We start from the raw sequence: 19,750 nt of genomic DNA on the forward strand, positions 1-19,750 counted from the left end.
AAATGCCCAGGTAGTGTAGTGGCCTATCATGATTGCCTGTCACGCAATCGACTCGGATTCGAATTCCGACCTGGGCGTCCACTTGCGATTTTTCTGTTTTTGCAGTAATTTTCCAATCTCATATGCCAGTATTCTCCAGCACAATGTATTTGATTTCCGGGTACTCATGTAACCGGTAGGAGTGGCAAAAAGCCATGAAACTCGACATTATCCTGGAAGAGGAAGATGATGGTACCTACTCAGTGCACTGCCCTGCACTCAAGGGCTGCCACTCGCAGGGAACGTCCCGCGACGAAGCGCTGAAGAACATCCAGGATGCCATCGATCTCTACCTCGAAGTTTCACGGGAGATGGCAGAGAAGGTGGCAAAAGGCCAGCCAAAAAGTACGCTCGTTGAGATTGCAGTATGAATGGCGATCGCCTCCTCCCGGTTTCCGGCAGGGAGATGGTGAAGGTCTTTTCCCGGATTGGTTTCTCTGTTATCCGCCAGAGAGGAAGCCATATCGTGATGGCCCGTGGGGAAGAGATCCTTGTCATTCCTGATCATGAGGTAGTTGCAAAGGGCACGGAACGCGACCTGATCCGGGATGCGGGGCTCTCCGTTACTGAATTTAACCGGCTGCTGTGATTGGGTATGGTGTGATGGTTGCCCGTTATGCAGGCCCGTATTCGAATTCCAACCCCGGCGTCCACTTGCGTTTTAAAAAAATCAGGCATTCGGGTTCATAACCCGCCCGATGAAGAAGATGTTGCCGTTTTCCCGCTCCTGGATAATGAAAAGGAACGGGTGATCCGCTACGAATGAGTATATTTTCGGTGGTGTCAAGGGGGCACTCTGCAGCTCCACAACGTCCGCCGTTGCCGCAGCAGCTTCCGTGCCTTTCTCGTTCACATCGATGTAGGCCTTGTGGACGATCTTACTTATGAAAAGATATCGCGTCCCATCCATACCTGAGAAGTCAGCATAAGGAGAAAATGCGGTTGGCATTCCCATCTCTTCCAGTACGGTATTCATATCATACTGGGTCTCGATCCGGTATTTCGGAAGATAAATGTACACGTGTTCGCGTTTCAGTGAATCCCGCAATCCGGAAAGATTCTTTGCATCAAGAGAATTTTCAACAACGGTCAGGTTATCCCCCTTTGGAAGGATCACCAGCATCGACAGGGCATTTCCGTTGTCGTGTAAATATGGCATCTCAACGATCTGCAGAAGATCGTTCTCATAGTAGTTGAAGTAGATATGAGAATTCTCTTCAGCCATCATCTTCACGCGGACCTTCTCGTCCGGTGCGATGGTGAAATCTTTTTCAGACGTTTCATCCGGATTAAACTGCATTGCCCATGAACCATTGAAGTAAAGTGCGTTGGTTATTACGAGCCGGGTAAATGGATCCACCGAACCTTTGGGGAGCAGTTCGGTTATTTTCCCTTCAGTCCTGTCTTCCACCCACTCGTTGATGGTAACCCGGGAGTCTTCCGGCGTATTGATAAAATCAAGATTGGTTGCATTCGCGTTGTAATAATGCTGGACGGTCTGCATATATTCCGGAAGAATATGATAGGTTTTCTCCGCCCAGAGCGCATTTGCCGTACTCAGGCGGTAGCTGGGATCGTCCTGGTTGATCCCGGAATTGATGTCATAATACTGCTGTCTCCGGATTTCGTTATCTGCCGGAAAGTGGAACACTGATGCAATCTCGTCAGCGGTTTTCCCCCGGGCGCCTTCATAGGTCATGGCAAGTGCCGAAGACATACTGAAGGGAGAGAAGAATATGTTGCTCTCTTTATTTTCCGGAACATGCCGGATATGTGAATAGAGATCGAATGCAAACTGGTTATTCGCGTTCACCACGGCATTAGTTCCATCGGTAGCCGGTGTCGAATTGCAATCAGGAGTTGTTGGTGTTATTGTCGGAATGGCCGCAGATGTACTCATGGATTGGTTGGATGACGATACCTGAGTACATCCGGTAATCAGAATACCGGATATAATGAATACGGTAAAAATCCCCTGCAGAAAAAAACCGTTCCTCATATGCAGGAGTTTCATTTTGCTATATAATAATTTGACTATTAAATTTTAACGTTAGAGAAATATTCACCGCGCATCTCCAGATGCGGGATAATCGTTGTCTAGGGGGGTCAGATTGGATTTGAAAAAATGGATGGAGGGTGTGCGAGAGACCCCCCGCACATCATCACCTGACAAATCTTCCGCTGCTATACTTGAAACGGGAATAAAAAAAGATTAACTGGTGGGTGCCGGCTGTATCAGGAGACGCCCCCGGGACGTAAGCCGGAGGATGATCTCGCTGCTGGACTTCCCTCCGTCAAGATATCGCTTGGAGAGGAGGATCCTGACCCCGGACCTGACACTGCTCTCGCTGTGGCCGGGATAGAGCGCCTGGACAACCTGGCTGATGTGGCAGCTCTGCTTGTCCGCGACTGCCTGGAGGATGTCAAGATGTACGGGCGTGGGCACAAATACCTCCGGAGTTTCAAAGGAAATTGCTTTCATGGTTACTTCTTTCATGTTACGTCCTGGTGATAATGAAAATTTGAATGGTCTCGGATGACCGAGAACAAATCACCATTATAGTATATGCTGTATTAGATGAAGTAACCATGGTTGTGGGAGTTCCTTTCCTGAACGTGTGCTTTTCCCTCGGGCAGGATAAAAAAAAGATGGGCCTGATCCGGTTACTGGAGCTGCCAGGCCGATGTGTGCCCGGCGTCGAGCGTGATCACGAGGGATGCCTTTGAGAGATCGATCGTGGCCGGTACTTCATAGATGAGGAACCCGTCCGCCGCATTGCTCGCGCCCGGCTGGATATATCCTGATACGCCGCCCTTCCCGATCAGGTAGTCGTACTGCGTGCCAAGGACGCTCCCGATAGTCACGTCCGAGCCGCTGAGGGAGCTGTACGGGTAGTCCTTCCCCTCATAGTTCACGACGAACTGGCCGGGCGATGGCGCCACGATGCTCTCTGTCCCGGTATCGGCGAGCCGGACATACGTAAACAGGAAGACATTACCCTCGGAGGGCTGTGCCGTATTGTATCCCTGCTGGGTGCCAAGTGCCGTGCCGGCCTCAGTCTGTTCCCTTGCGCTGTTGAAGGACGGCGAAGTCCAGGTGTAGTCCGGCTTGACCTCCGCTTTGTATACCGTGGCGGTGCCGGTCTTGCCACCAATGCCGAATGGTGCATCCACGTTCAGGGAGAGGGCACCGGGATAGGGTGTGGCTGTCGGGACCGGGGTTGCAACCGCAGTCGCGACCGGCACCGGGGTCGGGGCCGGAGTTGTGGTTTGCTGGGATGTGCCGATACAACCGGCGCAGCAGATTAAGCCTGCAACGAGAGCGAGAAGAACAAGTGCATGAAAAGGTTTCATGCTCTGCTGATCTCTGCCAGCACGTAAATAGGTTTGCGATGGAGCACCTGCTCTTTTATACTGTCTTCTATTCCACCCGGTACCCTTTCTCCCGGAGGAATGCGGCAATCCACGGTTCTGCCTCATTGTCCGGCTTGGGGCGCATCTTCTCGACTATCTCCCATACAGAACGGAGTGTCGGGTCGTCCGCGTGAAGGGCGAGCGCCCCGGTCACGTACCCGAGCGGTCTTCCTTCGGGATCGGCAACCCGCATCGTGACGCACCGGTAGTACTTGCACTGTGCGGGACTGTCACGGTGGATCGTGCAGCGGAGGAGCGTGCCGTCCGGCCGGAGAAACCGGCAGGCATGGGGGTGCTGTTCCGGAAATGTATGGTCGCAAAAGATCTCCCGCTTGTCTTCATCGACCTCCGCGGTAAACGGCGTACCGGTCGACACCGACTCGCACTCAAACCGGAATGGCCCGATCTGGCGTTCGATGACGATATAATCGCCAAGATACATGCAGCATGTCCCGCACTGCCTGCAGGTAAAGACCATGGTGATTGACCTGCTGTACTATCGGGAACAGAAAAATAAAAAAGGATCACCGGTCAGTCATGCTACCGGATTTTACCCGCCGCTCTCTGTGCAACATCCCTCAGGACTTCATAATCCGTTGTCGTGCCGGTCATCGAGATCTTCTCGTACACGTTCTTTTTCGTGAAGATCACGGTATACGTGACAATCGTGGTGCGGTCCACGGTGCGTGTCTCCCGCCACGCGATGCTCCGGTCTCCCTGCTGCGGGAAGGGGACCTGGTAATCCGTGGTACTGTCATCCGGGGGGAGCAGTGCCTCCTTTTCAAGGGCATAGACCTCGTTCACGGTATCGGGCGGGTAGACATCGATCTCCTGGACAATCCCTGTTGTATCGTCCCGATCCTTGTCCAGCCGGTAAAACGAGGCCCGGTATCCCTGGCGCCAGCCAAGGTCCTGGTAGATTTTATCGATACCGCCATATGCGCTGGCGGTCCGGTCCCTGATAACGTAATCGGATGGCAGATCGGTGAGCTGGAGTGCCATGTCCGCGGCCGGAATGGTTGCGACCGGGCTCTCCGGCGTGGGAGCGGTCCTGGTGACGGTGATAGTTGTCGTGTCGCCGGGTGCCGGACCAGAAGAGCCCGTGAGGCAACCCGCTGACGCAGTAATGAGGCAGGTCAGGAGTGCCAGCAGGATATACGAACGGTACCTGCGTTCCATATCGTATACCATGGCACAACGGATTTAAATTGTTGGTGGATACACGGCCTGTGCCTTTCCGAGCACAAGCCATATACCTCCGGCCGCAGAAGGTCAATCAGAGGTAAACAGGTATGTCATCAACCAGCATCGCCATGCTTGACAAGGACCACCATATCCACATGGTTCCCGCAGACCGGGTGCTCATGATGAGTATCGAGCATTCCGCAGTGAAGAAGGTCGAGAACGAACGGTTCGAGGTCGAATGTTTCCTCAAGCTCTTTATCGAAGGATTCCCGCACCCGCTCGAGGACGCGATCCGGTTCACGTTTGCTGCTAGCTGTATTCCCGGCCAGCAGATGATGACCGAGCTCACGTTTGTCCAGAACCACATCATCAAATCCGTGTTTGACAAGAACCTTTCCGGGGATATGACGGTCTGTGCGCCTGATGATCCTCTTGCAAAAGAGTCCGGGATCACCATCTCATCCGAGATAAAAACACAGATGGCGGTCTCGAAACAACTCAGGGAAGTCCTTGCACGGAACGGGGCACTGGCGGAATCGTTCGTTTTCGTCAGGTAATGCCATCCCAATCAGGATTTCCGTCACGGACCTGCGGGGACTGACGATTGATAAATATCTTTTTCCCATGCAAGGTTTAACCACTACCGGAGAGAAATATAAAACGTGGTATTATGGGTGAACCAAATCTCAGTAGCGATGAACAGGTTCTTTTGAGGACGCAGGGAATCCATGTCAAATCGATCCCGTTTGAAGGCATCCTTACCAGCAGGCGCATTATCCTTGTCGACCGGGCAAAAAATATCCTCCCGACGAAGGATATCCCGCTTGCGACAATACAAAATGTTGAGGCCGGAGAGAACGCAATCGGTGACCCCGTCCTGACCGTCACGGTCATGGCAGGAGCCGGCCAGACCCGCCAGATGGTCCTCACCTTCTCCCGCACCCAGGGGGGAAACCGTGCACGGCAGCGTGACGACTGGGCACGCACCCTGCTGGAGTGCACCTCCCCTTCATACGGGCAGTCCGCCCAGCCACGGGTTGACGTGGTGAATTCTCCGGCAGCTGCTGCCCGTAAGGCGCCGGTAAAACGGGTTGTCGAGAGCGGGGGATACGAGCAGCCTGCACCGGCTCCCGTCCCTGCACCCGCAGCAAGGCAGCCGGAGATGCCGCCTTCCGGTGAAACGGCATTCTGTACCCGGTGCGGGAACCGGGTGCCCGCCGAATCCGTATTCTGCAACCGTTGCGGTACACCCATCGTGGCACCTGCATCTGCAGGGCAGCCCGCAGCGCGACGGCAGCCAGTCGCCCCCCCTGTTGTCGAACAACCGGTTTATCAACAGCCTGCATCCAGGGCCCCTCAGGACCTGCCCCGCGCCACCGTTCCTCCGGTACAGCCCCGGCAGTATGCAGGATATGAGGAACCCGCTGTTGAACGTGCGCCGGAACCCCGGCGACCAGCAGCGCCTGCCCCGAAGCCGGTTAAAAAGGGAATTCTCGGTGGGCTCTTCTCGTCGGGCGGTAAAAAGCCTGCTGCCCCGAAACAACCGGCCCCTCCCCGTCAGCGCAAGCCCCGGAGGAATCTGATGCCCGGCAAGAACGTTATCATCGGCGCTGTCGTTATTGTCATCCTCATTGCAGTCATCGCCGCCGGGGCCTTGTTTGTGTACCCGATGCTTACTTCCGGCACAACCGGTGGCGATTCACCGTCAGGAGGCTCAATATTCGGCGGAAGCAGTTCCCCGTCTTCCACGACCCTGAAAACCGCCACGGCCGATTCTATCAAAGTCGTCGAGACCACTGCACCCGTGATACCGGCCGAAGGAGTCTGGGTATCAATCGACTATATGGGTGGCTACAAGGGAAGTTATGGCATGACTGCCGATCTCCAGCAGGTGGAGGATTCCGGTGCCCGGCTGTTTGAAGTCGTTAACGCGACGGGGTTAGTGAAGGCAACTCTTGAAAAGAAGGACAGTTCGACCAAGCGTGAACTCGTTGTCGGGATTTACAAGGACGGCAAGCTCCTCAAGGACGGCAAGTCCGCCGCGGCATACGGTAAAGTGACCATATCCGCCGATGTCGGTACCAATGCAGCAACAGCAGCGACATCATCCACGACTGCCGGGAATACAACTGCCAATTCCACCGTAACCGCAACGACGACCGCGACTACCCAGACAACGACACAAGCAACCTGATCTCATCCCCCGATACTTTTTTTGTACATCCGTGCAGATACTAGTCCGGATATTCTATGACCCCCTCAACATATTTCCCCCGCAATGTCCCCTTCAAACCTTCCACGGCTTTTATCCCGTGGTTCATCATCGATTTCATCCTCGTTGTCGCACTTGTTGCGGCCTGTACGGTCCTCCCGATCCTGCTCGCAGAGACTATCGACCTCCTTGTGATGACGGCAATCGTGGGAGGACTCATTGTCATCATGGTTGTTTTTGTGGTCTGGACGCGGCTCTATTACGATACCATGGCCTACGAGCTCCACGATGACGAGTTGCGCTGGCGCCGCGGGGTCTGGTTCCGTACTACCGGTATCGTGCCCTATAACCGGATCACCAACCTGGACCTCAAACAGGGCCCGGTGATGCGCTGGCTGGGCATCTCTACCATATCCGTCCAGACCGCAGGATATTCCGGTCAGGCAGTGCCGGAGATCCGGATCGAGGCGATCGAGCACGCGGAGGAACTCCGTGAACTCCTGCGTGCAGCCGTCCGCAGCTGTAGTGCCGGAGGAGATGGCACGGGAACGAGCGGGCAGGCTCCCCGTGTTGTCGATACACCGGTCGCATCGACCGGGACGAGCATGCTCATCCTTGACGAATTAAAAAAGATCCGTGTGCTGCTCGAACAGCAGAAAAAATAATTTTTACTTTTTCTCTTCCCGTGTTGCAGGTGCGGGTGCAGCGCCTTTCTTCCCCTTGTGCCAGCGGTATGCCCAGTACGCGATACCGCCGACAATGACGAGTGGCAGGAGCGTGAATGCCAGGATGATCAGGGCATCGATCATACCGAGGAACCCTGCGATGCCTTCATTGATCGTTGAAACGAAGTCATGTCCTGCCTGCCCCCCGACCGGCTGGGGCTCCTGGAGATAAACGGTAATTGTGGAGATCTCGATGCGGCTGTCGAGGTATTTCAGCCTGCCGTTTAACCGGTCAAGTTGGGTCTGCACACGATCAATCTGCTCCTGCACGTTGATGATGTCCTCCACCTTGGTGCTCTGCTTCATGATCGCGTTGTACTGTGCCAGCTGGTTGGTGTACGAGGTCTTCTGTGCCTGGAGATCCACGTATTCCTCCGTCACATCCTGTCCACTGGTTGAGATCGATTTGACGGTACCGAGAGCCTTCGTGCCCGCAATGGCAGCATCGAACGATGCCTGCGGGACCCGGATAATAACCGTGCCGGATAACTGTTTGTTGTAATTCTCCCGGATGTTGGTTGACGAAAGGTATCCGCCATGGGCAGCTGCAAGGGCCTTGAGCGATTCGACGGCGCTGGTAACATCCTTGACCTCAAGGGTCATGTCAGCGGTCCTGATGATCCTGGTCTCAATACCCATACTCCCGGAACCATACGACCCGGAAGTGGGCATGGGTGCAGCAACCGGGGCTGACGCAGTACTTGCTGCCCAGTATTGTGACAATCCCTCCTCCCCAATAAAAACAGTCCTGCCGCTATTACTGTCACTGTCGTAGGTTTTTTCCACTGATGAGCTCTGGAGTGAATGTCCTGTTGAAGACGATGTGCAGCCTGCAACGGCAATCACCGCCATGCATACTACGAGGAGTGCGATGACTTTGTAGTTCATACATGATCCATTGTTGTCCGAAATATAAAAGCACGTCGTATACTGCGAATAATTTGGTAGTCATGGAGATCATTCATCAATTCGTGAACCATGAGATAACCTGCAGGTTCAATGAACCAACCCCGGCAATTTTCAGAATTTATTATGCTGCCTGCTGACTCTCTCTCCAGCGATTTATCGCGGAAAACCCGGATCCAAAAATACAGAAGGTTTGTTTGTATGTCCCCAAAATTATCCCTGCTCCTGTTTGCAGCCGGCTGGGTGGTGCTGGTCATTGTCACGTCCCCGGCCCCCCTGTAACAATTTCCCCGGGATCCTGCGTTTCATGTACCGCAATCCTGCATTGCACTTATATAACAATAAGGGCATTATTTCATTGAGGTTTTATGACCAACGATAATCCTACGGAACAGAATGTGCCGGAGAAACCCGAAAATGCCGGCGAACTTGAAAAGCTGGGACTCGAAGGACTGGTCAAGGCCCTTCAGGACAGTACCGACCCGCAGGTACGGCAGTACGCGGCCTACCTGCTCGGGAAGGCGCAGAACCCCCGGGCGATCCAGCCCCTGATCGAGGCACTCGCAGATTTCGACAAGTCCGTGCGGGAGCAGGCCACCCTTGCCCTCTCGCGGATCGGGAAAGCCGCGATCGAGCCGCTTGCGGAAGCAATGAAAGAGCCCAAGTGGGAGACGCGGTACCGGGCCGCAGAAGCGCTCGGGAAAATTGCCGATGAGAAGGCCGTCAAACCCCTGATCCAGGGACTCAAAGACAACCGCGACCACGTGAGGTACATGGCAGCCAAGGGGCTCAAGGGGCTTGGAGATTCCGATGCCATCGAACCCATGGTAATCCTCCTCAAGGATGAGAACCGGTATGTCCGGATGATGGCAGTACGGGCGCTCGGAGCCATTGGCGGTAAAAACGTGAGTGCAGCGCTGAACTCAGCACTGGCTGCAGAACAGGACGAAAAAGTAAAGGAAGCGATCGTCGAAGCACTCAAATAACCAATACAACACTTTTTTGCATTCCGGAAAAGCCGGGAAAATACCCGGGCCGGAGATTCAGCTTCTTCGATGATGTCCTTGATTGGCCCGATCATGCGGAATTTGATAGAGAGTCATATTTGAAAGCCGCGATCCGACTGACCGATCCTCTCTCAATTCTCATCCTGCCGCCATACAATGAAAGAAATAGGGGAAGAGGGATAATACCCCATTATCCACAAGGAGGAATGAAATCATGGAACCAGGCAAATTATACACTCTGCCGAAACTGCCGTACGATTATGCGGCACTGGCACCGTATATTTCCGAAGAGCAGCTCACCCTGCACCACACAAAGCACCACCAGGCGTACGTAACCGGTGCGAATGCAATCCTTGAGAAACTCGACAAGGCCCGCAAGGACAATGCCGACCTTGACATGAAAGCCACGTTAAAGGAGTTGTCATTCCATATCGGCGGTTACCGCCTGCACTCGCTGTTCTGGGAGAACCTCGCACCTGCCGGCAAAGGCGGAGGCGGCGTTCCGAAAGGGGAACTGGCAAAAGCGATCGATGCAGAGTTCGGGAAATTCGACCGGTTCAAAAAGGAGTTCACGCAGGCCGCATCCAGCGTCGAGGGGTCCGGGTGGGCCGTGCTGACCCACTGCATGAAAACGAACCGTCTCCTGATCATGCAGCTCGAAAAACACAATGTCAACCTCATCCCCGGTTTCCGGATCCTTATGGCCCTTGACGTATGGGAACACGCGTACTACCTGGATTACAAGAATGACCGGGCGAAATTCATTGACGGGTTCTGGAATATCGTGAAATGGGATGAAGTGAACACCCGCTTTATCACGCACCAGAAAAAATAATCCGGCACCGGTCCCCGCCCGTGCAGCCGGGGGGGTCCTGCCCTATCTCCTCTCATTTTCCTGTATCAGAGATCTATATGCGTGAATCAAATCAATTTTAAATAACATTCACACTAACATAATGTAAATATGGATGAATCTGCAGAGGTTGCGAGGCTCCTCGACATTCTCGGTAACCGTAACCGGAGGCGGATCATTGAACTGCTCCGGCAGAAGCCCTGTTTTGTTACGGAAATATCTGACACGCTCGTGCTCTCGCCAAAGGCCGTCATCGACCACCTCCAGATGATGGAGCGGGAGGAGATCCTCTCCTGCGAGATGGATGACCGGCGCCGGAAATATTACTATCTTGCCCACGACATCCTGGTCGATGTCAGTCTCAAGGAGCTGAGAATGGACCTGCCCCTGACAGGTGAAGATACCCGGAAAAACGACCAGCTCAAAAAGACCGTTGCCATGCTGGCACGCATGATCCGGGCCCACGACCAGATCCTTGCAAATCTCGAACAGGTCAACCACGACATCGAGACCAAGATCAATGACCTTGCCCGCATCCATAATGATTTATTCAAAAGCGATGGAGAGCTTAGTGTAGTCATTGCACTGTCCCACCAGCCTCTTACGGCAGCGGAACTGGAACAGGTCACGGAGCTTCCAAAAACAAGCCTTGTGGAGATCCTGAAACAGTTCGAGCGGCGGGGGATCATAAAACGGGAGAAAGAACGGTATACTCTCAGAGGTGTCCATGCAGAATAACCCGGGCGGCCCCTACGATGATGTCTTCATCAACCTTGCAAAGATCGTGGAAGATATTGTAAAGAACATGCCGGAGAGCCAGCATGCCCGCATCGTCGGATACACGATCATCACCCGGCAGACCGGGAGTGGCGACCCCGACGTATTCCGGGCCGGCGCCCCGGACGATGACGGCGAGGTCCCCTATGAAGTCGTGGAAACGGATGACGATCTCTTCATTACGGCCATGATGCCGTCCGATCCCCGGAACGCGCCCATTGCGGACATCGAAGTGAACTGTGTCCGTATCGTGGTCGATGACAAGATCACCACCATCATGCTCGACAACCCGATCGATCGTATCCACAGTTACTACCGGGTCCACCGCGGGGTCATGGATATCTCTTTAAAAAAGGTAAAAAACCTGTAACTTTTTTAAAAAAATTATGCCTTGACCGGGAAGTCTGACGGGGCAATATGGCCAACCGCCTTCTTACCGGTCCTCATCTCGTGGAACTGGCGGAGCGAGACGGTGATATCCCGCGTGAAGGCAAAGTACCCGATCTGGGTGTTGCGGCAGAGCTTCATTGCCATGTCCATCAGCCCCTGCGGGTCCGGCCGTGCCTCGCCAAGCCAGACGTGGAAGATGTTGCCGCCGTCAACGATCGGGAAGAAGACATGCTCGATCTCTATACGCTTGGTCAGGGGCACGTTTGCACCCGGGGCAACGTGGGTACCATTCGTGTAATAGATCGGAAGGTCCCGGACCTTGCCGAGCTTCGAGAGGCCAAAGTCCAGGTCTCCCTTGATCACCTTCTTTGCAAACTCATGGTAACGGCGGTCGAGTAAGTCCGCAACGGCGAACCGCTGGCCGGTGGTCTCCGCCGGCGTGCGTGCGAGCGCGATGGTCATGTTGTTCTTCTTACTGAGTTCGCGGCCGTACAGTTCCATCTCGGTCATCGCCCGGATGGCGAGCTTGAACGCGGCTTTTGACTCGTGGAGCTGCTGGCCGGTATGGTGCTGGACCATCTCGTTCACGCCGACCACGCCGATGGTATAGACAAGTCCTTCCAGGTCGACTGCAAGGGCGCCCCGCTCCCCGGTGTTGGGATCCTTGGGGCGCTGCATGGCAAACGGCATCCGGTTGTTCGACCGGATCAGGTCCATCCAGCGGCGTTTGATCTTGAAGATCTCGACCGAGACATCCATCAGTTTCTTCAGCTCGGCAAAGAGCCGGGCATCGTCGCCTTCCGCATTATAGGCGGCCCGTGGGCAGTTAACGGAGACCACCTGCCACGACCCCATCGAGAAGTGGCGGCCATCCTCAAAGAGGAGTTTCCTGTCAAAGTCAGAGTCTTCATCGGCAACGGTTGAGAACTGGTAGGCGCAGCACTGGTAGCAGGAGATTCCCTTGCCGGCGCCGCGGTACGCCGGGAGCTGGTTGTCGTAATAGGGCGTGCCGAACTTCGAGGCGAGCTCGAAGGTCATCAGGTAGAGGTCCTGGTACGTGGGGAGGTCGGGATTCTTCTTATTGAACTCCTCGCGTTCCTGCATGAAGTCGGGCTCGATCGAGATCTCGGGCTTGGGGAAGTTGAATGGTTTGCCCCAGTAGTCGCCTTCGAGCATGACTTCCATGAGCGCCTTGAAGAGGAGCCGGACTTCGCGTTCGAACTCCCCGTAGGTCCGGTGGGGTGCCATGGTGCCGTCCCAAATCTTCCCTTTGTACACGCAGGGCTTGTCCTGCCAGAGCGTGGGAACGCCGGGAGAGAGCTGGATGGACGAGAAGACGAGCTGGCCGCCCCGGGCCACCATCATCTGGGTCATCTCGTACACGAACATCTGCACCATCTGCTTGATCTCCTCGTACTCCAGCCCCTCCATGAAGGGGGCGAGGAACGTGAGGAAGTTGTAATATCCCTGTCCCCCGGCAAAGTTGGTCTGGGCAGACCCGAGTGCCTTGACCGCGTGGAGGATGGCAACTTCGGCACGTTTTGCCGGGCCGGCAACCGATGCCTTGGTCCCGTTGCCATCGGGCATCAGGCCGTAATAGAAGAAGTAGCGCAGGTCCCAGTCCTGGCAGAACGGGCGCGTACCGAAATATTCGAGGTCGTGGATATGCATCTCGCCGGAGAGGTGGTGGTCGGCAAGGGCAGGGGGCAGCTGGAGCAGGTATTGCTCCTTTGAGATCTTGTCCGCTTTCTTCTTGTGGGAGGTCTCGGCATTCTCCTGCAGGTTCGCGTTGTCATGGGCCTCGAACCCTTTGCCAACATCGATCTGGTGGGCGTCGAAAACCGGGGTACCGACGCGGGTGGATACGTTCCGGTACTGGATCATCCCCCGTTCAAGGAGGGTGATGTTGACGATCTCGCGGATGAGCGGGCCGGAGAGGGATTTCAGCCCCATACTCTTGATGCGCTGCTCGACTTCGAGAGCGATCTCCTGCGCCGTCTCCTCGCTTATCCCCTGGTACCCGTAGAAGGTCTCAACGAGTTTGGTCTCTTCGACAAGCTGGCGGACAATGCGGTTCCGGTCCCATTCAACAATGTGCCCGTCTGTTGTCCTTACCGGGGGGAGGGATGGTGCATACTCACCAAAGATGGTCTGCTGGCGGGTCTCCTGCCGGGGCATCATTCACCCGCGATCAACTGGCTGATATGCTCCCCATCCAGCTTTCCCGCGGGAAAAAGGTCCGCTGAGGTGAAAAAATCCTCGCTCTTCTGGAGCACCGGCGCCTCGTTCACAAACACACCGTTCACCCGAAGTTCGGTCAGCGACTCTGCACTGGACAGGTCGCGTTCGGCGAACTCGTGTCCGCCTTTCTTCAGGAATGTCTTTAAGAGTTCGCAATTCGGGCAATGCTCAAGCGTATATACAATCAGCTGTGGACCTTTCGGCACAAAAAACACCCTCACTCTGTCATCTATCTGATTGGAGGTAGGTATAAAAAAATCTTGGTTTATGCAATGCTAATCGCAGTCCCTTCAGGCTGATACACGGAGCGATTACCCTTATCTTTGGAATCGCACAATAGTACCGTAATGGTCAGGACGTTTGTCGCGCTTGAACTCTCCGGGGAGATACGGGAGCAGCTTAAGGAGGCCCAGCAGGTGCTCCGTGGCTGTTCTGCCCGTTTGACATTTGTTGATCCGGCCCTCATCCATATCACCGCAAAATTCCTTGGCGAGGTTGATGACAAGACCCTCGTCCAGGTTCAGGACGTCCTGAAAAAAATTGCATTCACCCCGTTCCCGGTTCATGCCGGGCTGGTAACGGTGAATAACCCGAAACGCCCGCATACGGTCTGGTGCGCGATGGATGACGGAGGGAACGGCGAGAGACTCCTTGGCCTGATCGAAGCGGCACTCACACCTCTTGGTTTTCCCCGCGAGAGCCGGAAGTTCACGCCCCACGCAACCGTGGCCCGGGTCAAAGATTCCGACCCGTCGCTCTTTACGGTTCTCGACCAGCTCAAGGGCCGGGACTATGGCACCTGCATGGTGACCGGCATGAAACTCAAGAAGAGCACCCTGACTCCCCGGGGCCCGGTGTACGAAGACCTGCTTGAGGTGAAATGGTGAGCCGGCTCCCCCTGGAAGAAAAAGTCCTCACAGCCCTGCGGCCAACGCAGGCAGAGAAGGATCACGTATGTGGCCTTGCACAGCGTGTCCTTGAACGCATCCGGCAGAGCGGGAAGGCGGATGGCATGGTCGTGGGATCGATTGCCCGTCATACGTGGGTGAGCGGGGACCGGGACCTTGATATTTTCATGCTCTTTGACCCGTCCCTGCCCCGCGAGGAACTGGAAACGCAGGGGCTTGCCCTTGCCCGGAGCATTGCCTCGTCCTTTTCGGAGAACTATCACGAGAAGTACGCCGAACACCCCTACATCAACGCGACCATTGATGACGTGGATGTGGACCTTGTTCCCTGTTACAATGTCGACAGCGCCGAGCGGATCCAGAGTGCCGTTGACCGGACTCCGTTCCATACCCGCTACATCACGGAGAAGATCAATGGCCTGATCGATGATGTCCTGCTCCTCAAGCGGTTCACCAAGGCCGGCGGTATTTATGGGTCCGACCAGATGACGGAGGGATTCTCCGGGTATCTCTGTGAGCTGCTCGTCCTCCACTATGGCGGGTTCACCCCGCTGCTCATGGCTGCTGCCGAATGGAAGCCCCAGGCAATTATCGATATTGAGAATCATGTGGCAAAGGAGTTCGATGAACCGCTGGTGATGATCGATCCGGTTGATTCGAAGCGGAACGTTGCTGCCGCTGTATCGATAGACCGGATGGCAGAGTTCGTGGAACTCGCCCGGGGGTACCTGGAATCCCCCTCGGAATCGTTCTTCCTGCTACCGCAGGAACCCCCCATCACAAGGGAAGATCTGGAAAAACTCCTGGACGAGCGGGGGACTTCCCTGTACGCGATTACGTTCGCGACCCCGCCGTACATCGAGGAGATCGTGGTCCCCCAGCTGAAACGCAGCACCCTTGCGATCAGCGAGAACCTTGAACGGCATGGTTTCCCGGTGCACCACGCGGATTACCGGATGGGAAAAGAGGAATCCATGATCCTTGTTGAACTGCTGGTCTCCCGGCTGCCGGCAATCCGGGGCCATGCCGGCCCTCCGGTCTGGAACCGGGTCAACGCGGAAAAGTTCCGGGCCAAGTACCTCTCGTCCGACCTGCCCGGCCCCTATATCGTGAACGGCCGGTACGAGACGGAAGTCCCCCGCGAGTTCCAGCATGCCGGTGACCTGCTCCGGTCCGAAGGCATGCTACAGGTGAGCCTGGGGAAGCATGTGCGACAGGCGTTTGAGAACGGGTGGACGGTGCAGGAAGGCCCGGCGTGCTGGAGCCCGGAGTTTGCATCGTTCATTGGCGGGTTCTTTGGCCGGTGCTCGCCGCTGGTGAGGATGGGGAAGGGGAAGTAGGGATTTTTAACGCAAGATGAAGTTTTTCCTCATCATTCTTCATCTGTACAGCTCTGTTAAAAGTTAGAAGATAATAGCGTAAGTGTTAACATTAAAACGTCCGTAATGCAAGCATATGAGACGGTGCGCAGAATGCGATCTGGATAAGCAACAAAATAGAGATCATCCTATATGCATCACGTTGCCATCGAATGACATCAAAGGGTGTATTATCTCTCGTGATCCCACTTCGGAATTTATTAAATTTTGGAGAAAACCCATAATCACAAAAGGGAATTGCAAATTTAGTAATGGTAAAGTACCACCAGAATGGCTATGCCAACGTATTCAATCGTTCAAGGGATATACACCAGACTCGGTTGAAGCAAAGAAATTGCGTACATTTTTCGATTTGAATTGTTATTGGACTCATTTTCACAAATGTCCCACTGACAAACAAGGCAAGGGTTTTCCTCGTTTTTCCTATCCAAATGCGAAGATATGTGCCGATAAATGGTTTGAGTTTGAATGTACCGAATATAAACTAAACGATAAGATACTCATTCTGTTGGGTAGAGACCTAGAACGATATTTCCAAGAGAGACTTGATCACCCTTTGCTAAAAAACGAGCATGTATTTTTTCTCCCACATCCATCGTCTGCGAACTGTGGTAAAGGATGGTCGTGGAATAAATGCAAACCCTCCGATGATCCGGACTTAATTAAATTGAATGAACGGCTGGAAAAACTTATGGCGTGTATTATGAAATAAAAATTTCTTTTCGAAGTTTTCAAATTAGTTCTCTAAACTTTGTGAGGCCCACGCGCAAAAGGTCTGCCAACTTCTTCGAAGAATGCTGATGCATTCTTCTCGTGTCTCGACTCTGTAGAGTCTCGACATTGCGCAACTCACTTACCTGTATGAGAATTCGCATACCGTCTCTTGCCCAGCGAGGGGGCGACGAGCCCCCCGAGCGACTCCCCGCACCAGCGGGGAGGGGGAGCCCTCGTAATTTTTTGAAAATTTCTGCTCTGTTGAAATCTTTTGAAGTAATGATGGGTGCTGATGCCCCCATACCCCCTGTTGTGATTAACGGCCGCCACCCTGAAGGGCGCCCCGCGGCGGCATCAATTTCGTTTTTAAAATCCCCAATCCAACCTCCCCCATCATCTCAAAATATATACATGAATTAAAATAACAAAAAGTACATCAAAACAGGAGATGCTCCTCATCCAAAGAAAAATATTACACCAGGAGGTTGCCGGATGCCCCGCGGCCGGTTCCCGGTAAAAGCACTCGAAGCCGCGATGAAGATTGCGGTGAAGCGGGGGCTCGTCCGGATGTACGAACGCGGGCCGGGCAGTATCGCTACGTTTGCAATCGTGCGCCCGGGGCTGCTTGCCGAAGTCCGGATCAAGCGGCTGCGGCAGATAGACTGCACGAAAGAGTCGCTCGACCGCAATGCAGCACAAGAGATCACGGGCCTGAAGATGTACCCCTCCTGCCCGCAGATCTCCCGCGAGCTCTGGGGGGTCTCGCAGGATTATTTCATCCGGTTCTTCCGGATCATGGACAACGGGATCCTCGAGCTCGGGAGCGATGGCGAGCCGTTGCCGGCCGGCACTGCGGTGCGACCCGACCAGGTCCCGGGGCCGGTGCGGTACCTCAGGCGCCGGAGAAGGGAGCTGGCCGGGAAGGCAAAGGGCCGTAAGCAGCCCCTGGGTGAGAAGGCTATCCCCCAGTCGGAAGTGCAGTCTCCGACGGTGACCGATTCTCAGGGGAGTACCCCCGACCCCTGAAAGCCCTCTCTCAAATCGGGTTTATTTTTGCGATCTGAGATCATTTTGACCCCCTTTGATTTTCCAGTTTTTTTACAGGAACCGTGAAAATGACTTATTCGACCGGATCACCTGACATAAACTCCCGGAAACGCTCATTTTTGCCTCCGAATTTAAGGTTTTTATAACGGTAGGCCCAAATTGCGCTAATAGAACCCTAACAGATCACGAAAGTCACCTCAGATCGGGGTATGGACAGGGTATTCCGCCGGCCCAATCGATGGATACGGGGGTCCGGAGGTTTCCATGACTCCCTGCTGGATCGTTCCATTCCGGCCAGCACCGGCCTTTTTTACGCTTACTACCACACATATTATGAGAATAGAAACTGATTCAGTACTGTTGAGCACCTCCGTATGGGCAATGAATTTTGTATCGGGATGAGCAGCACTACGGGAAAACAAAAACATCATGGTGGGTGAAAATGGCGTCTAACGAATCAGCAGCGGTAACAAAAATTCTGAAAAAGATCGAGTCGGACAAAGTAAAATTCATCCGGCTCCAGTTCACGGATATCCAGGGCCAGCCGAAAAATGTCTCGATTCCGGTGATCCAGGCAGAGAAAGCACTGAGCGAAGGTATCTGGTTCGATGGGTCGTCCATCGAGGGTTTTGCGCGGGTTGAAGAGTCCGACATGATCCTCAAGCCGGATCTGGCAACATACGCTGTGCTTCCCTGGAGGCAGGCCGAGGCAAAGGTTGCCCGGTTCATCTGTGACATCCAGACCTATGGGAGCAAACCCTTCAATGGCGATCCCCGGTATGTCCTTCATAAGGCGATTGCCGACGCTTCAAAGATGGGTTTCACCTTCAACACCGGCCCCGAGCTTGAGTTCTTCCTCTTCCGGATGTTCAACGGTCTCCCGACAACCGAGTTCGAGGACCACGGGGATTACTTTGACCTTGCACCCACCGATTCAGCGGAAGATGTCCGCCGTGATGTCGTGCTCGCTCTGAGCGATATGGGGTTCGAGATCGAGGCATCTCACCACGAGGTTGCCGACAGCCAGCATGAGATCGACTTCAAGTATGGCGATGTCCTGACCACTGCCGACCGGGTTATTACGTTCAAGTTTGCCACCAAGTCCATTGCCCTGCAGTATGGTCTCCATGCATCATTCATGGCAAAACCGATTGCAGGAATTGCCGGGAGCGGGATGCACACGCACGGATCGCTTTCGAAGAATGGCAAAAATGCATTCTTTGATCCCAATGCGGAACTCCAGCTCTCGGACACCGCGATGTATTATATCGGCGGCATCCTGAAGCACGCAAAGGCGATCACCCGTCTTGCAAACCCGACCATCAACTCGTACAAACGTCTCGTCCCCGGGTACGAAGCCCCGTGCTATATCTCCTGGAGCGCAGCCAACCGTACCGCACTTGTCCGTGTCCCGGCCGCCCGCGGCAACAGCACCCGTGCCGAGTTCAGGAGCCCTGACCCCATGTGCAACCCGTACCTCACCTTTGCCTGCATGCTTGCAGCGGGTCTTGATGGGATCAAAAACAAGATCATGCCGCCGGAGATGACGAACTCCAACATCTACCACATGGATGAAAAGACGCGGAAGAAGAACAAGATCGACATGCTGCCCGGAAGCCTCATGGAGTCCAATGCTGCGCTCCTGAAGGATGATGTGCTCTGCAAAATTCTCGGCGAACACGTTGTCACGAACCTGACCCGCATTGCGGAGATGGAGACCGAGTCCTTCAACCTTGCAGTCCACCCGTGGGAACTGGACCGGTATCTGGCAACCTACTGATTTTGTCCAATTTTTTCTCTCGTGTTTTTCTAGTTTTAGAAAATCTGTACGGGTGAGTGATAGATTGTGATGGAGCCACGGGCGCTCGGGGTCTGTCGACCCTCGCCCCGTGAAGCATAATCTTATCCGGGTATTCAAAGAAACCAAATTGGGGGTCAAGGGGGCTTGCCCCC

General features: G+C 54.5%; 21 protein-coding genes and 1 tRNA gene. 14 read left to right on the top strand and 8 right to left on the bottom strand.

Annotated elements, in window-relative coordinates:
- Positions 1-4: 4 nt before the first annotated feature.
- The 3 genes from M0R30_RS00880 (at position 5) to M0R30_RS00890 (ending at position 628) form a co-directional block, all read left to right on the top strand.
- A tRNA-Asp gene (locus M0R30_RS00880) sits at positions 5-77 on the top strand.
- Between the two features lie 117 nt (positions 78-194).
- Positions 195-410 carry a type II toxin-antitoxin system HicB family antitoxin gene (locus M0R30_RS00885; RefSeq protein WP_292542203.1) on the top strand — a complete coding sequence of 72 codons (216 nt, stop codon included), beginning with the start codon at positions 195-197 and terminating at the stop codon, positions 408-410.
- A complete protein-coding gene (locus tag M0R30_RS00890) occupies positions 407-628 on the top strand; it encodes a type II toxin-antitoxin system HicA family toxin (RefSeq protein ID WP_292542204.1) in 222 nt (73 codons plus the stop codon). The genes M0R30_RS00885 and M0R30_RS00890 overlap by 4 nt, the downstream gene beginning before the upstream one ends.
- An 81-nt stretch (positions 629-709) precedes the next feature.
- Here M0R30_RS00890 and M0R30_RS00895 read toward each other — a convergent pair whose 3' ends face one another.
- From M0R30_RS00895 to M0R30_RS00915, 5 genes are all read right to left on the bottom strand, one after another.
- Complete coding sequence (locus M0R30_RS00895) at positions 710-1,939, bottom strand: serpin family protein (RefSeq protein WP_292542206.1); 1,230 nt, start codon at positions 1,937-1,939, stop codon at positions 710-712.
- 312 nt (positions 1,940-2,251) lie between these two features.
- On the bottom strand, positions 2,252-2,536 hold the full coding sequence (locus tag M0R30_RS00900; protein WP_292542207.1) for a hypothetical protein: 285 nt from the start codon (positions 2,534-2,536) through the stop codon (positions 2,252-2,254).
- 167 nt (positions 2,537-2,703) lie between these two features.
- Entirely contained in the window at positions 2,704-3,393 is a 690-nt protein-coding gene (locus M0R30_RS00905) for a hypothetical protein (protein ID WP_292542208.1), read from the bottom strand.
- Between the two features lie 67 nt (positions 3,394-3,460).
- The gene (locus M0R30_RS00910; RefSeq protein WP_292542210.1) at positions 3,461-3,931 is read right to left on the bottom strand and encodes a hypothetical protein; all 471 of its coding nucleotides are present in this window, start codon (positions 3,929-3,931) and stop codon (positions 3,461-3,463) included.
- Positions 3,932-3,993: 62 nt separating this feature from the next.
- Positions 3,994-4,632: a hypothetical protein gene (locus M0R30_RS00915; RefSeq protein ID WP_292542212.1), complete on the bottom strand. Its 639-nt coding sequence runs from the start codon at positions 4,630-4,632 to the stop codon at positions 3,994-3,996.
- Positions 4,633-4,745: 113 nt separating this feature from the next.
- Between M0R30_RS00915 and M0R30_RS00920 the strand changes: the two genes are divergently transcribed.
- The 3 genes from M0R30_RS00920 to M0R30_RS00930 all read left to right on the top strand — a co-directional run bounded on the left by M0R30_RS00920 (position 4,746) and on the right by M0R30_RS00930 (position 7,515).
- Positions 4,746-5,195, top strand: coding sequence for a hypothetical protein (locus M0R30_RS00920; protein ID WP_292542213.1), 450 nt, complete (start codon positions 4,746-4,748; stop codon positions 5,193-5,195).
- A 113-nt stretch (positions 5,196-5,308) separates the two neighbouring features.
- Positions 5,309-6,832: a zinc-ribbon domain-containing protein gene (locus M0R30_RS00925; protein ID WP_292542215.1), complete on the top strand. Its 1,524-nt coding sequence runs from the start codon at positions 5,309-5,311 to the stop codon at positions 6,830-6,832.
- Between the two features lie 56 nt (positions 6,833-6,888).
- Entirely contained in the window at positions 6,889-7,515 is a 627-nt protein-coding gene (locus tag M0R30_RS00930; protein WP_292542216.1) for a PH domain-containing protein, read from the top strand.
- Between the two features lie 3 nt (positions 7,516-7,518).
- Here M0R30_RS00930 and M0R30_RS00935 read toward each other — a convergent pair whose 3' ends face one another.
- A complete protein-coding gene (locus tag M0R30_RS00935; protein WP_292542217.1) occupies positions 7,519-8,463 on the bottom strand; it encodes a DUF4349 domain-containing protein in 945 nt (314 codons plus the stop codon).
- A 386-nt stretch (positions 8,464-8,849) separates the two neighbouring features.
- On the opposite strand from M0R30_RS00935, the gene M0R30_RS00940 reads away from it, so the two are divergent.
- The 4 genes from M0R30_RS00940 to M0R30_RS00955 all read left to right on the top strand — a co-directional run bounded on the left by M0R30_RS00940 (position 8,850) and on the right by M0R30_RS00955 (position 11,488).
- Positions 8,850-9,467 (top strand): HEAT repeat domain-containing protein, encoded by a 618-nt coding sequence (locus tag M0R30_RS00940; protein ID WP_292542218.1) that lies wholly within the window; start codon positions 8,850-8,852, stop codon positions 9,465-9,467.
- 235 nt (positions 9,468-9,702) lie between these two features.
- Complete coding sequence (locus tag M0R30_RS00945; RefSeq protein ID WP_292542219.1) at positions 9,703-10,323, top strand: superoxide dismutase; 621 nt, start codon at positions 9,703-9,705, stop codon at positions 10,321-10,323.
- 129 nt (positions 10,324-10,452) lie between these two features.
- Positions 10,453-11,079, top strand: coding sequence for an ArsR family transcriptional regulator (locus M0R30_RS00950; RefSeq protein WP_292542220.1), 627 nt, complete (start codon positions 10,453-10,455; stop codon positions 11,077-11,079).
- Positions 11,069-11,488: a hypothetical protein gene (locus tag M0R30_RS00955; protein WP_292542221.1), complete on the top strand. Its 420-nt coding sequence runs from the start codon at positions 11,069-11,071 to the stop codon at positions 11,486-11,488. Before M0R30_RS00950 ends, M0R30_RS00955 begins: the two co-directional genes overlap by 11 nt.
- A 14-nt stretch (positions 11,489-11,502) precedes the next feature.
- Here the strand turns inward: M0R30_RS00955 and nrdD are convergent, their stop codons facing one another.
- Both nrdD and M0R30_RS00965 read right to left on the bottom strand, forming a co-directional pair.
- Positions 11,503-13,689 carry an anaerobic ribonucleoside-triphosphate reductase gene (nrdD, locus tag M0R30_RS00960; protein WP_292542223.1) on the bottom strand — a complete coding sequence of 729 codons (2,187 nt, stop codon included), beginning with the start codon at positions 13,687-13,689 and terminating at the stop codon, positions 11,503-11,505.
- On the bottom strand, positions 13,686-13,955 hold the full coding sequence (locus M0R30_RS00965) for a glutaredoxin family protein (RefSeq protein WP_292542224.1): 270 nt from the start codon (positions 13,953-13,955) through the stop codon (positions 13,686-13,688). The genes nrdD and M0R30_RS00965 overlap by 4 nt, the downstream gene beginning before the upstream one ends.
- Before the next feature lie 141 nt (positions 13,956-14,096).
- On the opposite strand from M0R30_RS00965, the gene thpR reads away from it, so the two are divergent.
- From thpR to glnA, 4 genes are all read left to right on the top strand, one after another.
- On the top strand, positions 14,097-14,636 hold the full coding sequence (gene thpR / locus M0R30_RS00970) for an RNA 2',3'-cyclic phosphodiesterase (RefSeq protein ID WP_292542225.1): 540 nt from the start codon (positions 14,097-14,099) through the stop codon (positions 14,634-14,636).
- The gene (gene cca / locus M0R30_RS00975; protein WP_292542226.1) at positions 14,630-15,997 is read left to right on the top strand and encodes a CCA tRNA nucleotidyltransferase; all 1,368 of its coding nucleotides are present in this window, start codon (positions 14,630-14,632) and stop codon (positions 15,995-15,997) included. Before thpR ends, cca begins: the two co-directional genes overlap by 7 nt.
- A 1,245-nt stretch (positions 15,998-17,242) precedes the next feature.
- On the top strand, positions 17,243-17,776 hold the full coding sequence (locus tag M0R30_RS00980; RefSeq protein WP_292542228.1) for a hypothetical protein: 534 nt from the start codon (positions 17,243-17,245) through the stop codon (positions 17,774-17,776).
- Positions 17,777-18,239: 463 nt separating this feature from the next.
- Positions 18,240-19,577 (top strand): type I glutamate--ammonia ligase, encoded by a 1,338-nt coding sequence (gene glnA / locus M0R30_RS00985; protein WP_292542229.1) that lies wholly within the window; start codon positions 18,240-18,242, stop codon positions 19,575-19,577.
- The last annotated feature ends 173 nt before the right edge of the window (positions 19,578-19,750 follow it).

Origin of the sequence: Methanoregula sp. (assembly GCF_023227875.1) — an archaeon.
GTDB lineage: Archaea > Halobacteriota > Methanomicrobia > Methanomicrobiales > Methanospirillaceae > Methanoregula.

What these genes read in the sequence shown, in the direction of transcription:
- M0R30_RS00885 (WP_292542203.1), top strand. Translation starts at nt 195, where the DNA reads ATGAAACTCGACATTATCCTGGAAGAGGAAGATGATGGTACCTACTCA.
- M0R30_RS00890 (WP_292542204.1), top strand. Translation starts at nt 407, where the DNA reads ATGAATGGCGATCGCCTCCTCCCGGTTTCCGGCAGGGAGATGGTGAAG.
- M0R30_RS00895 (WP_292542206.1), bottom strand. Translation starts at nt 1,939, where the DNA reads ATGAGTACATCTGCGGCCATTCCGACAATAACACCAACAACTCCTGAT.
- M0R30_RS00900 (WP_292542207.1), bottom strand. Translation starts at nt 2,536, where the DNA reads ATGAAAGAAGTAACCATGAAAGCAATTTCCTTTGAAACTCCGGAGGTA.
- M0R30_RS00905 (WP_292542208.1), bottom strand. Translation starts at nt 3,393, where the DNA reads ATGAAACCTTTTCATGCACTTGTTCTTCTCGCTCTCGTTGCAGGCTTA.
- M0R30_RS00910 (WP_292542210.1), bottom strand. Translation starts at nt 3,931, where the DNA reads ATGGTCTTTACCTGCAGGCAGTGCGGGACATGCTGCATGTATCTTGGC.
- M0R30_RS00915 (WP_292542212.1), bottom strand. Translation starts at nt 4,632, where the DNA reads ATGGAACGCAGGTACCGTTCGTATATCCTGCTGGCACTCCTGACCTGC.
- M0R30_RS00920 (WP_292542213.1), top strand. Translation starts at nt 4,746, where the DNA reads ATGTCATCAACCAGCATCGCCATGCTTGACAAGGACCACCATATCCAC.
- M0R30_RS00925 (WP_292542215.1), top strand. Translation starts at nt 5,309, where the DNA reads ATGGGTGAACCAAATCTCAGTAGCGATGAACAGGTTCTTTTGAGGACG.
- M0R30_RS00930 (WP_292542216.1), top strand. Translation starts at nt 6,889, where the DNA reads ATGACCCCCTCAACATATTTCCCCCGCAATGTCCCCTTCAAACCTTCC.
- M0R30_RS00935 (WP_292542217.1), bottom strand. Translation starts at nt 8,463, where the DNA reads ATGAACTACAAAGTCATCGCACTCCTCGTAGTATGCATGGCGGTGATT.
- M0R30_RS00940 (WP_292542218.1), top strand. Translation starts at nt 8,850, where the DNA reads ATGACCAACGATAATCCTACGGAACAGAATGTGCCGGAGAAACCCGAA.
- M0R30_RS00945 (WP_292542219.1), top strand. Translation starts at nt 9,703, where the DNA reads ATGGAACCAGGCAAATTATACACTCTGCCGAAACTGCCGTACGATTAT.
- M0R30_RS00950 (WP_292542220.1), top strand. Translation starts at nt 10,453, where the DNA reads ATGGATGAATCTGCAGAGGTTGCGAGGCTCCTCGACATTCTCGGTAAC.
- M0R30_RS00955 (WP_292542221.1), top strand. Translation starts at nt 11,069, where the DNA reads ATGCAGAATAACCCGGGCGGCCCCTACGATGATGTCTTCATCAACCTT.
- nrdD (WP_292542223.1), bottom strand. Translation starts at nt 13,689, where the DNA reads ATGATGCCCCGGCAGGAGACCCGCCAGCAGACCATCTTTGGTGAGTAT.
- thpR (WP_292542225.1), top strand. Translation starts at nt 14,097, where the DNA reads ATGGTCAGGACGTTTGTCGCGCTTGAACTCTCCGGGGAGATACGGGAG.
- cca (WP_292542226.1), top strand. Translation starts at nt 14,630, where the DNA reads ATGGTGAGCCGGCTCCCCCTGGAAGAAAAAGTCCTCACAGCCCTGCGG.
- M0R30_RS00980 (WP_292542228.1), top strand. Translation starts at nt 17,243, where the DNA reads ATGCCCCGCGGCCGGTTCCCGGTAAAAGCACTCGAAGCCGCGATGAAG.
- glnA (WP_292542229.1), top strand. Translation starts at nt 18,240, where the DNA reads ATGGCGTCTAACGAATCAGCAGCGGTAACAAAAATTCTGAAAAAGATC.